Here is a 12,207-nt window from a genome sequence, read left to right as displayed (position 1 = left end):
GTCAAGGTTTGGCGGAAGGGGATGGAGGCCTTACGAGGCCTTCTGCTTCGGCTGCACGGCAGGGGCCGCGATCATCTTGACCTTGGATTCGGCCAGTCCGTGATGGCCCTCCATGTCGACGATCAAGTGCCAGTGGCCGCTCTCGGGAATGACGATATTGATCGGCGATTTCTTCGCCACGCCACCGAGGAACTTGAAGTCCAGCGTTTCCTTGAACCGCTGGAAATTTGTCGGTGTCATCAGCCGCACATTGTTCACGGCCGACAGCGTCACCTCGATGATCGTTCCGGCGCGCTGTTCTTTCAGGTCATAATGGGTGAAGCGGAAGGTCGGTTTGGACATTTCGCTCGGGTCTCCGTCCAGTCTTTTAATCTATCATAATGTACCGCAAGGCCGTTAAGGAAGCGTTGGCCGGGCGGTGCCGAAGGACGGGGCAGGGCGGACTTTTTTGGGACGCGGGGTTCATCGGAATGAAAGGTGCCATCCGAACGAAAACAGGGCCGGCGTGGCTGGCCCTGTGAGTTGCAGCCTGAAATGGGGCTGCAATCCGGAAGATGGCTTCAATCAGCGATGACCGCCGATATTGGCTTCTGCCCGCGTCTCGCCGACCTGCATGGCCTTGGCGAAGGGGACGATCTGCCAGAGGGCCGACAGGCCGACCAGAACGTAAACGATCGTGGCAAGTGCTGTATCCTGACCGCCGAACAGGGTGGCGACGAGGTCGAAATCGGCCAGCCCGACGAGCAGCCAGTTGACGCCGCCGACGATGACGAGCAGCAGGGTGACGAGGTGGAGTGCGCGCATGATGTTCGCTCCTTGGTTGTTGCAAGGGGCTAACAGTTTCAATTGCAATTGGTTCCGGTGTCCTGCTTCTCGCCCCCAGGGGCCCACGGGGCCCACGGGGACTGCGGGCGGTTGAACGCCCTCATGCTGAGGTGCCCGCGTGAAGCGCGGGCCTCGAAGCATTCCTCTGCATTGATGTACCGGCGGCCTCGCCCTTCGAGGCCCTGATGTGTCGGGCACCTCAGGGTGAGGGTGATCTGTCGATTTCAAAAACCCCAAGCTTCGCCGCCGGTCTGGATCAACTCCCTCCGGGTGGTTTGAAACTTGTCCTCGGGCTTGACCCGAGGGATCGGACGAGGCGCCAGAAGCAACCTGTCTAAGTAATGTATGTGGCTCCTTCCGGCGCCTCGTTCGGCGTCTATTCCCACTGCATGCGTCTCTCTGGCAAGGCGGCGACGGTCCTCGTCATCCTCGGGCTTGACCCGAGGACCGAGGAATGACCGGGCGCGGGTCCGGCTGCGGCAGAGACCTCCGAAGAGTGTTCTGCCAGAGCCTGGCCGGTAGCCCGGGAGGTTCCCGCCGGATGGTGCACCATGCCGACCGGGACCCTCGCCCGGGGGATGATCGTCCGGCCATTCGCGACCTCACCATCATCCCCGCCGTTTTGTCCGCCCCGCCGTCTGGTAATGTTCGCGACGACGTGGGCGCCTTGTCTGTGTGCCTCTGAGGCACGTCCTTCCGATCGGGGTATCCGGGTCGAGGCATCCGCCCCCATCACCTTCGTTACCAGCCCCACGTCCGGAGGGAGACCGTTGCAGCGGGCCGGGGATTTGTGTCTGCGACAGCACTTGGCCCCGGCGCCGGCCCCGCCTCGCCTGACATCGCATCGTCAGGTGTATCCGAGGGCGGGACGGGGATCAGGGTAAAGCGGTGGGAATGGGCGGGGATGAAAAAACTTTGTTGTGTTGATTTTATTGAGGGATTTTTGGAATTCGTCCCCCTTTTTTCGGGAAATGGGGGGCTGACGGCGGCTTTCCTCTTCTCCCCAGCGGGGAGAAGGTGGCGCGCAAGCGCCGGATGAGGGGGCGGCGCAGCCGAATGCCGGCGGGCCAAGAATAGTGAGGAACCCTCAACCGCTGTACCATCTTGCCTTGCGCTTCGCGCCCCCCTCATCTGGTCCTTTGGACCATCTTCTCCCCGCTGGGGAGAAGCGGGAGCGAACCGCCGGGCGCAACGCCCATCTCCCCCTTGGTGGGGGAGAAAGCGATTTCGATGAATTAGGCGAGCGTTAGCCGCCTAAACATCAGAAATCGCAAGTGAGGGGGTCGGTTATGTCGTGCCCCCAGCACCGATCCCCTCTCCAGGAAAATCTGAAGTTTAGACGGCTTGCGCTCACCTAAGCCTTCGATTTTGCAACCTCTCCCACAAAGGGGAGAGGTGCCCGATCTGAAGTTATCGGGATGCCCGTCGATGTATTGTTCCCTCATCTTCCACAAGACGGGCTTCAATCACTGACCAACGATCGCAAATTTCCAGAGCACACGCTTCTATGTGTCTACGACGAGACTTGAAAGCTTTAGGGGCTGATGTGATTTTCTGTGCGAATACGTCAATCGAAAAACACATGGACGGTGCCACATCACCCAAATGCTCCAAAAAAGTTTCAGCGTACCAGTGCAACATCATTCCATGCAACGCGGCTCTCTCGGCTGAACGTTTTCCAGTCAGCGGCGCGGTCATTGAGAAATAAGGCTTCACGATGCCCACCAGTCTGGTTTTAGTGCCGCGCCGCGCGCAAGAGACGAAATTGCTGGGGTTCACACTAACAGCGAGGCCCGAAACTTCGAGTTTTGGCATCTTTGCATTGACGGGTTCAATCTTCAGAGCTGTGAAAATGGAAAGGTCTAGCGTTCTAGCTCTTTCGATCATGTCGAGTGCGTTAAGAATTCTGCTGTCCTCGTGATCAGTTCGCGCTTCTCTGTGCTGGAGTTGGAGATCGAGGTCGAGAAGATTAGCCGAACTCGTGCCACCGCTGGAAAGCCTCATAGAGAAGGCGCGCTCGATATCGTTGTAGCCAGTGTCCAACAAGTAGTGCTTAGGGCGAAGGATGTCTTCGATGATCCTGGTACGACGAGGGCCGTTCGCCAACGCGTACTCAATGAGCTTGTTCAAAGCTATTTTTGGAGCTGTTTTCATTGCGATATCCTGTCCGCATGCCGCAGCATGCTTTGGAGAAACATCTCGCCCAACTCGACTCTGAGATCAACTCCCCATATGGTGACCTTGCTACAGGATGGAGAGCTACTCTTCGTCCCACGAGAGCGAGAGCTTGTTCGTGGTAACCAAAGCCGAGACCTGCCAGTCTCGGCTTTGGCGTTTCTGGACCTTGCAGACATGTGGAAGTCTTTATGTCTGCCTCGGCTCATTGCGCAGAAGGCTCGGGGTACTGAACCCCGAGCCTTCTTCATTTCATAACCGACGATGTCGATTGTCATCCTCAGCTGCACCCGCTCGTCGCACCACACGTGTCGCACTTCTCGCAGGTGCCGTTCCGCACCATCGTGAAGTTCTGGCATTCCGAGCACATGTTGCCCGTATACCCCTGCGCAATCGAGCGCATGCGGCGCGAGGCCTCGAGCTTCTTGGCGTCGGCCTTGGCGGTGGCTGCCTCATCCGCGGCGGCGTCGGTGAAGACGCTTTCGGAGGCGATTTCCTCGGCCAGTTCCACGGCACGTTCCTCGTAGTCGCGCTTGAAGGACACGACTTCAGAGGTGGCGATTGCGGTCGTCACTTCGAGCTTGCGGGCAGTGGCGCCCGAAGAGGAGAAGGCGGTGACGGTGGCCGATGCCTTGGCGGGGGCGGCGGTTGCTGCACCCTTGGGTTCAGCCCCTGCCGCAGCCGGCATGTGGCTCGAGACGAGCGTCGGCTTGTAACCGCGGGTCAGGCCCTTGGAGACGACATCCGCCTTGCCTTCCTTCATGCCGCGGCCGAGTGCCGTGGTCGAGAAGTCCGAGGTGTCGACATGGGCGAGATCATGGCGGCCGAGATAGGAGATCGCCAGTTCGCGGAAGACGTAGTCGAGGATCGACGTCGCATTCTTGATCGCGTCGTTGCCGGTGACCATGCCGGCCGGCTCGAACTTGGTGAAGGTGAAGGCGTCGACATATTCCTCAAGCGGCACGCCATATTGCAGGCCGAGCGAGACGGAGATGGCGAAGTTGTTGATGAAGGCGCGAAGGGCCGAGCCTTCCTTGTTCATGTCAAGGAAGATTTCGCCGAGACGGCCGTCGTCATATTCGCCGGTGCGCAGGAAGATGGTGTGACCACCGATCTTGGCCTTCTGGGTGTAACCCTTGCGGCGGGTCGGCAGCTTTTCCTGCTCGCGCACGACACGATCGACGATGCGCTCGACGATGCGTTCCGTGATGGTGACCGCCTGGGCCGCCATCGGCTGCTGCAGCAGTTCGTCGACGCCGTCCTCGTCATCCTCGTCCTCGATCAGCGAGGCATTGAGCGGCTGGGAGAGCTTCGAGCCGTCGCGGTAAAGCGCGTTGGCCTTCAGTGCCAGCTTCCAGGACAGCATGTAGGCGGAGCCGCAATCTTCGACGGTGGCTTCGTTCGGCATGTTGATCGTCTTGGAGATCGCGCCCGAGATGAACGGCTGGGCAGCCGCCATCATGCGGATGTGGGATTCGACAGAGAGATAACGCTTGCCGATCTTGCCGCACGGATTGGCGCAATCGAAGACGGGCAGGTGCTCCTTCTTCAGGAACGGCGCGCCTTCCAGCGTCATCGCACCGCAGACATGGATATTGGCGGCCTCGATGTCCTTCTTCGAGAAGCCCATGTGGTCGAGCAGGTTGAAGCTCATGTCGGCGAGCTGCTCGTCGGAGACCTTGAGGGTTTCCTTGAGGAAGTCGGCGCCGAGCGTCCACTGGTTGAAGACGAACTTGATGTCGAAGGCGGCCTTCAGCGCGCCGTTGACGGCTTCGATCTTCTCGTCGGTGAAGCCCTTGGCCCTGAGCGTCGAGGGATTGATGCCCGGCGCCTGGTTCAGGTTGCCATGGCCGACGGCATAGGCGTCGATTTCGGCGATCTGGCTTTCCGAATAGCCGAGCGAGCGCAGCGCTTCCGGAACGGCAGCGTTGATGATCTTGAAGTAGCCGCCACCGGCGAGCTTCTTGAACTTCACGAGCGCGAAGTCGGGCTCGATGCCTGTCGTGTCGCAGTCCATGACAAGACCGATCGTGCCGGTCGGCGCGATGACCGAGACCTGGGCATTGCGGTATCCGTGCTTTTCGCCGAGTTCCAGCGCCTTGTCCCAGGCAGCCGTGGCATGGGCAATGAGGGCCGGATCCGTGCATTCGGCATGGACCAGCGGGACCGGGTTGACGGAGAGGCCTTCATAGCCGTCCGACAGGCCGAGTGCTGCGCGGCGATGGTTGCGGATGACGCGCAGCATGTTGTCGCGGTTCGGCGCAAAGCCCGGGAAGGGGCCGAGTTCCAAGGCCATTTCGGCTGATGTCGCATAGGAGACGCCGGTCATGATGGCGGTCAGCGCACCGGCGATGGCACGGCCTTCGGCGCTATCATACGGGATGCCCGAGGACATCAGCAGGCCGCCGATGTTGGCATAACCGAGGCCGAGCGTGCGGTATTCATAGGAGCGTTCGGCGATCTGGCGCGACGGGAACTGCGCCATCATCACGGAGACTTCGAGAACGACGGTCCACAGGCGAACGGCATGTTCGTAGTCGGCGATGTCGATGTTCTTGGTCTTCTGATCCTTGAAGCGGAGCAGGTTCAGCGAAGCCAGGTTGCAGGCCGTGTCGTCGAGGAACATGTATTCCGAGCACGGGTTCGACGCGCGGATCGGGCCCGCTGCCGGCGAAGTGTGCCAGTCGTTCATCGTCGTGTTGAAGTGCAGGCCCGGATCGGCCGATGCCCAGGCGGCATAGGAGATCTTGTCCCAGAGGTCGCGGGCCTTCAGCGTCTTCATCACCTTGCCGTCCTTGCGGGCGGTCAGGTTCCAGTCGCCATCATTCTCGACGGCGCGCAGGAAGTCGTCCTTCAGCGAAACCGAGTTGTTGGAGTTCTGGCCCGACACGGTGAGATAGGCTTCCGAATCCCAGTCCGTGTCATAGGTCTTGAAGTCGAGATCCTTGTAGCCCTGCTGGGCGAACTGGATGACGCGCTTGATGTAGTTTTCCGGAACCTGGTCCTTCTTCGCGGCCTTGATTTCGCGCTTGAGGGCAGGGTTCTCGTTCGGGTCGAAGCAGGCGCCGTTGTCAGCCTCGCAGTTGACGCAGGCCTTCATGATCGCCTTCAGATGCTTGGCGACGACCTTGGAACCGGTGACGAGGGCGGCAACCTTCTGCTCTTCCTTCACCTTCCAGTCGATATAGGCTTCGATATCCGGATGGTCGATGTCGACGACGACCATCTTGGCCGCACGACGCGTGGTGCCGCCAGACTTGATCGCGCCCGCAGCCCGGTCGCCGATCTTCAGGAAGGACATGAGGCCGGACGAGCGACCGCCGCCGGACAGCTTTTCGCCTTCGCCGCGCAGATAGGAGAAGTTGGAGCCGGTGCCGGAGCCGTACTTGAAGAGGCGGGCTTCGCGAACCCAGAGGTCCATGATGCCGCCTTCGTTCACGAGATCGTCCTCGACGGACTGGATGAAGCAGGCATGCGGCTGCGGGTGCTCATAGGCCGACTTGGACTTGACGAGCTTGCCGGTGAAGGGGTCGACATAGAAATGGCCCTGGCCGGGGCCGTCGATGCCATAGGCCCAGTGCAGGCCGGTGTTGAACCACTGCGGCGAATTCGGTGCGACGCGCTGGGTGGCGAGCATGTAGGCAAGCTCGTCCTTGAAGGCGGCAGCGTCTTCTTCGGAGGAGAAATACTTGCCCTTCCAGCCCCAATAGGCCCAGGTGCCGGCCAGGCGATCGAAGACCTGGCGAGCATCGGTTTCCGAGCCATAACGCTCGTTCTCGGGGAGGGCAGCGAGTGCCTTTTCATCGGCAACCGAGCGCCAGAGGAAGGAAGGAACATCGTTCTCCTCAACCTTCTTCAGCACCTTCGGCACGCCGGCCTTGCGGAAATACTTCTGGGCGAGAATGTCCGCCGCCACCTGGCTGAACTGGGCGGGGACGTCGATGTCGGCAAGACGAAATACGATTGAGCCGTCGGGGTTCTTGATTTCGCTGATGGCCTTGCGGAACTCGATCTCCGCGTAAGCGGACTGTCCCGGTTTGGTGAAGCGACGTTCAATGCGCATCTGCCTGTGTCCCTCGATCTAGGGCGCCGGAAATCGGCGCGAGAAATTTCGTTCGGTCGCACGATGGGTCGCGCAGCCGTTCACTGGTTCGTCCGTCAGGTGATTCATCCGGAGATGAGTGCACCCTCTATCTTGTGGTGATGGTGGCTGCAAATACTAAATATAGTTTTACCACACAATTGCCGCCAGACCCAGACCCCCTGTCCGGCGGTCAAAAATCGCACAAATTTCCCGCCGCGGAGGGCGTCGTCAGAACGCCGTTCCACCTCAAAGAAAGCCGCCACAATGTTTGATGAAACCCGGCCTCGTTAATGCCCGGTCCAGTCGCCGCCGCAACAGGGTCCATTAACATCGTCCCGACTGATTCCGTCAAGGGGTGGTCTGTGAAGGAAATGTTAACGCTATATCTTGTGGTGTTGGATTGTGGATAACGGGCAAAAGAGCGAAGTCACGGGAATGAAAGGGCTTTCTCGGACGATGTGATGCAAGCGGCCCCGCATGTCGCTCCGTCAACCAGATGTCACGGGATAAAATTCGTGCCGAAATGAGCCGCCGGGGCAAACGGCGCCCCGCATTTGGGGGCTTTCGCGAAAGGCTGCACCTGTTGCTCAAAAACCTGGGGATTAGGCCTGCCAAGAATTTGCTCATTGACACGCTGCATCGCCCGCCCCGTCCGCGCCCCGCGGGGAGTGGCCTAAAAATCATCTGCGTCTTTCCTGTATTGCGCAGCAACGAAATTGCAACATGTGACGCTTAGAAGAGGTGCAGACGTGTGGAATGAGCTCCATGCCCGGCCGGTCAGGGCCGCCTGCCAGGATGGCGGGTTCGCACGGAGTGAGATTTTCCATGAGTATTGCCAATCTTTCCATTCTGAAGAAGGTCAGCCTTGTCGTCGTCCTGATGGGCGTGGCGGCTGCCGCTATTGCAGCCGTCGGCGCAAGCGGTCTGTCCTCGCTGGGCGCGGCCCTCAAGGATACCGGTGCCCGTGAGGAGGTGGCCCGCGAGGCCATGGACCTGCGCGTCGACATCATCGCCATTTCGCGCATGACCTACCAGCTGGCGCTGGCGCCTGAAAAGGCGGCAGATTTCGCGGCTGAAACCGACAAGCGGGCCGCCGAAATGCTCGCACGCCTGCCGAAGATCGCGACCACCGCAAGCCCGGCCGAAGCCCAGATCCTTGATCGCACCAAGCAGGCGCTCGATGCCTATTTCAACCAGATCCGCGCCATGGTGGCCGTTGCCGCCACGCCGGCTGGTCAGGATCTCGCCGTCATGAAGGCCGAGCTCGCCAAGGCGCTCGAGGCGCAGAAGACGGTGACATCAGTCGTCAAGGAGTATTCGACCTCGTCGGCCGAGAGCCTGACAGGTTCGCGTGAAAACGCGCTGGCCGCCTCTGGCTTCACCATGCTGGTCCAGATCGTCACCGCCGCCGTCTGCATTCTCGCAGGCGTCGCGATCAGCTTCCTGCTTGCCCGCCGCGGCATCGTCAACCCGATCCGCAGCCTGACCGCCGTCATGACGGAAATGGCCTCCGGCAAGCTCGGCAACGCGATTGCCGGTACCGAGCGCAAGGATGAGATCGGCGAGATGGCGCGTGCGCTCGAAGTCTTCCGAACCAATGAAGCGCAGATGCGTGCCATGGAAGCGCAGGAAGCGGCCCTCCACGCCCAGAGCCGTGACCTGCAAACCTCGATCAGCGATATCGTCGCCGCTGCTGCTGCCGGCGACTTCTCAAAGCGCATCTCCAAGACCTATGAGGATGCGGACCTGCAGCGCTTTGCAGCCTCGGTCAACGAGCTGGTCGAAAGCGTCGATCGCGGCGTGACCGAAGTGCGCCGCGTCATTGCAGCGCTTGCCGATGCTGACCTCACGCATGACATGCAGGGCCAGTTCCAGGGCGCCTTTGCCGAACTGCAGGGCAACGTCAACCAGACCATGGCCGTTCTGCGCCAGACCATGCAGAACATCCTGAGCGCTGCTGGCACCATCACCGGCAATTCCGGCGAGCTGTCGTCGGCCGCCAACCAGCTCGCCCGCCGCACCGAGCAGCAGGCTGCTTCGCTGGAAGAGACCGCCGCAGCGCTTGAGGAAATCACCACCACGGTCAAGACCTCGACCCAGCGCGCCAAGGAAGCTTCGCACATGGTCGACGAGACCAAGTCGAGCGCTGGCAAGTCGGGCGATATCGTTCGCAACGCGATCGACGCCATGGGCCGCATCGAGCAGTCCTCGCAGAAGATCAGCCAGATCATCTCCGTGATCGACGAGATCGCCTTCCAGACCAACCTCTTGGCGCTGAACGCAGGCGTCGAAGCTGCGCGCGCCGGTGAAGCCGGTCGTGGTTTCGCCGTCGTCGCTCAGGAAGTGCGTGAACTGGCCCAGCGCTCGGCGAATGCTGCGAAGGAGATCAAGACCCTGATCAACACCTCGGCCGAGGAAGTGAAGGGCGGCGTGTCGCTCGTTCTGTCCACCGGCGAGGCGCTGAAGGAAATCGAATCGCTGGTCAACCGCGTCAACGATCACGTCGTGACGATTGCCCGTGCTGCCGAAGAGCAGTCGGCAGCGCTCGGCGAGATCAACACCTCGGTCAACCACATGGACCAGATGACCCAGCAGAACGCCGCCATGGTCGAAGAGACAACGGCCGCCAGCCAGGTTCTCGCCAGCGAAGCCCGCCAGCTGCAGGCGCAGCTCGCCCGCTTCAAGCTGGAAGGTGGCGCATCGGCCGGCTCGGCCGGCTATCGTACGGCCGCCTGAGAAATTTCGGGAAATAGCTAACTAGTTAAATGCAGAAGCGTCGCAGCAATGCGGCGCTTCTTTCTTTTGTGTGATGGAACGGTCAGTCTCGGCCGGCATTGAAACCTGCATTGCGCCGTGGCACTGGCCCTGAGGCGAGACATCGGAACGAAGGAGACGGGATCATGCATCTGTTGCTGTTGGGCGCCACCGGACTTGTCGGCAGTCATGTCCTCAACCTGGCGCTCGCCGACCCACGCGTATCGGCGGTAACCGCCCCGACCCGCCGGCCGCTGCCGGAACGAGCTGGCCTTTCGGCGCCGGTGGTGGATTTCGACAATCTTCCGCAGGATCCGTCGATCTGGGCCGTCGATACGGTGATCTGTGCTCTCGGCACAACGCTGAAGACGGCCGGATCACGCGAGCGCTTCCGTCAGGTCGACCACGACTATCCTCTGGAGATTGCAAGGCTGGCAAAGGCCCATGGCGCGCGGACCTTCGTTCTCAATTCGGCAAAGGGAGCGGATGTGACGTCGCTCTTTTTCTACAGTCGGGTCAAGGGAGAGACGGAGCGTGATATCCTTCAGCTCGGCTTCGAACGGACCGTGCTGGTTCGTCCCGGGCTCATCGATGGTCCGCGCCAAGAGCCACGGCCTATGGAGCATTGGGCGGGCAGGGTGCTTTCGATTCTGGATCCGATCCTGCCGCCCTCCATCAAGCCGAACCCGCCGCACGCGATCGCCCGCGCCATGCTCGATGCCGCCGTGTCGGCGACATCGGGGGTGACCATCGTGCCGTCACAGGCTCTGTTGTGACGGCGCGCGAAACACCTTCTCAAAGGTCAGTTCGTGCCACCGATGGGTAGATGACGGCGCAGGTCGCCGGCCTCGGGCGCATTGATGTGCCGGTAGCGGGCCTCCACGAAGTTGTAGACACCGAAGGCGGCGAGGCCGACTGCGACCACGGCATAGATGATGCCGCCGAAGGGCAGGCTCTGCACCCAGGCCAGAGCGTCGGCCATGCCGCCGGCCTGGTCAGGATCAACAGTGAAGGCGGCATAGAGGAAGAAGACCCCGATGATGCCGAAGACCAGGCCGCGCGCGACGAGCCCGTAGATCGAGATCAGCACGGCCGGCGAGTTCTTCTCTGCGTCGAGGTCGAGATAGCGGCCGAACTTGCGCCTGATACCTTTCAAGGCCGTGACGATACCGCCGATGACAAAGCCGATGCCGATGATACCGGCGAGATAGCGACCGAAAGGCTGGGCCATCACCCAGGCGGCCAGACCTTCCTCGCCGCCCGAGCCACCGCCACCGGACATTTGGAGTGCCATCAACAGGCTTGTCATCGCAAGACCCGCATAGGTGATCGCGCTGCCGAAAAGGGCGGCGCGGATCGCATAGCCCTTCATGTCATTGTCCTGCCCGTCGGCGTTGGCAAGCGACTGGGCGAGACGCCAGACGACGAAGCCCGCAAGGCCGAGGCCGATGAGGCCGATCCAGATCCGTCCGAACGGCTGCTGCAGGATTGTCTCCAACGCCGAATTGGTGTCCGGCTTCGATCCGGCGAAGCTCGAAAACAGAGCGATAGCTGCAATCATCAGAAATACGATGCCGCGGGCGCCATAACCAGCCCGTGCCATCAGTTGAAATTTCGACCGCGTGTTCATGGAAATCCTCTCCTGCTGTGAGGAAGAAACGGAGGAGGGGGGGCAGGGTTCCTTGCCTTCTTGCGTCAGCACACCGGACAGTCATCGGAACCAAGGGATAATCGACGGGTTACCTGCTGAGGTAACGACAAGGGAGACACTGATGGCGACGGAGCCAAGCGAAAACGGCGAAGGCACGGAGGTGCTACGGACCACCGATTACTCCGCGCAGTCAGACAGTGGCGCAAAGCCCGGCTTTGCGCTCTCGGCCTGGTCACTCGTCATCGGCGGCAGCTTCATCCTGCTGTTTGTCGCTGGACTGCTACTCTTCTAGAGCTCCCAGATCATCCGTCATTAAACCAAAAGGTTGACAATCGAGTGATGTCCGCAGATATTCAACCACATGGTTGATATTGCGCAAATCCCCTTGGACATGATCTTTCACGCGCTGGGCGACGAAACGCGTCGGCGCATGCTGGCGGCCCTGTCGCAAGGAGAAAGGAGCGTCGGCGAACTGGCCGAGCCTTTTTCCATGTCGCTGGCCGCCGCCTCCAAACACATCAAGGTCCTGGAAGCCGCCGGCCTCATCCGCCGCGAGATCCGGGGCCGCACCCATCTCTGCCGATTGGATCCGGGACCGCTCGCCGGTGCCCACCAGTGGCTGAGCGCCTACGAGCACTTCTGGACCGGCCGGCTGGATGTCCTCGAACGGCTCCTTCACGCGGAGGATGCCGCATTTCCCCGACAGAAACCTGATTGA

Annotated in this window: 9 protein-coding genes; 4 read left to right on the top strand and 5 right to left on the bottom strand. The window is 61.0% G+C overall.

The window, feature by feature from the left end:
* Nucleotides 1–30: 30 nt before the first annotated feature.
* From SJY08_RS09075 to SJY08_RS09060, 4 genes are all read right to left on the bottom strand, one after another.
* Complete coding sequence (locus tag SJY08_RS09075; protein ID WP_054150997.1) at nt 31–342, bottom strand: DUF1883 domain-containing protein; 312 nt, start codon at nt 340–342, stop codon at nt 31–33.
* 222 nt (nt 343–564) lie between these two features.
* Nucleotides 565–804, bottom strand: a complete 240-nt coding sequence (locus tag SJY08_RS09070) for a DUF378 domain-containing protein (RefSeq protein WP_377275372.1) — start codon at nt 802–804, stop codon at nt 565–567.
* 1,431 nt (nt 805–2,235) lie between these two features.
* Nucleotides 2,236–2,979 carry a hypothetical protein gene (locus SJY08_RS09065; RefSeq protein WP_377275371.1) on the bottom strand — a complete coding sequence of 248 codons (744 nt, stop codon included), beginning with the start codon at nt 2,977–2,979 and terminating at the stop codon, nt 2,236–2,238.
* 301 nt (nt 2,980–3,280) lie between these two features.
* The gene (locus tag SJY08_RS09060; protein WP_377275369.1) at nt 3,281–7,063 is read right to left on the bottom strand and encodes a vitamin B12-dependent ribonucleotide reductase; all 3,783 of its coding nucleotides are present in this window, start codon (nt 7,061–7,063) and stop codon (nt 3,281–3,283) included.
* Nucleotides 7,064–7,909: 846 nt separating this feature from the next.
* On the opposite strand from SJY08_RS09060, the gene SJY08_RS09055 reads away from it, so the two are divergent.
* Nucleotides 7,910–9,820, top strand: a complete 1,911-nt coding sequence (locus tag SJY08_RS09055; RefSeq protein ID WP_054150092.1) for a methyl-accepting chemotaxis protein — start codon at nt 7,910–7,912, stop codon at nt 9,818–9,820.
* A 164-nt stretch (nt 9,821–9,984) separates the two neighbouring features.
* Complete coding sequence (locus tag SJY08_RS09050; protein ID WP_377275368.1) at nt 9,985–10,614, top strand: NAD-dependent epimerase/dehydratase family protein; 630 nt, start codon at nt 9,985–9,987, stop codon at nt 10,612–10,614.
* A 26-nt stretch (nt 10,615–10,640) separates the two neighbouring features.
* On the opposite strand, the gene SJY08_RS09045 is transcribed toward SJY08_RS09050, so the two are convergent.
* Nucleotides 10,641–11,468, bottom strand: coding sequence for a DUF1206 domain-containing protein (locus SJY08_RS09045; RefSeq protein WP_054150094.1), 828 nt, complete (start codon nt 11,466–11,468; stop codon nt 10,641–10,643).
* Between the two features lie 142 nt (nt 11,469–11,610).
* Between SJY08_RS09045 and SJY08_RS09040 the strand changes: the two genes are divergently transcribed.
* A complete protein-coding gene (locus tag SJY08_RS09040; RefSeq protein WP_377275367.1) occupies nt 11,611–11,781 on the top strand; it encodes a hypothetical protein in 171 nt (56 codons plus the stop codon).
* 69 nt (nt 11,782–11,850) lie between these two features.
* Complete coding sequence (locus SJY08_RS09035; protein ID WP_377275366.1) at nt 11,851–12,207, top strand: ArsR/SmtB family transcription factor; 357 nt, start codon at nt 11,851–11,853, stop codon at nt 12,205–12,207.

This window comes from Rhizobium sp. R86522 (assembly GCF_042466255.1).
Lineage (GTDB): Bacteria > Pseudomonadota > Alphaproteobacteria > Rhizobiales > Rhizobiaceae > Allorhizobium.
The sequence above is the reverse complement of the archived record's forward strand: the minus strand, read 5'-3'. Positions and strand labels throughout refer to the sequence as shown.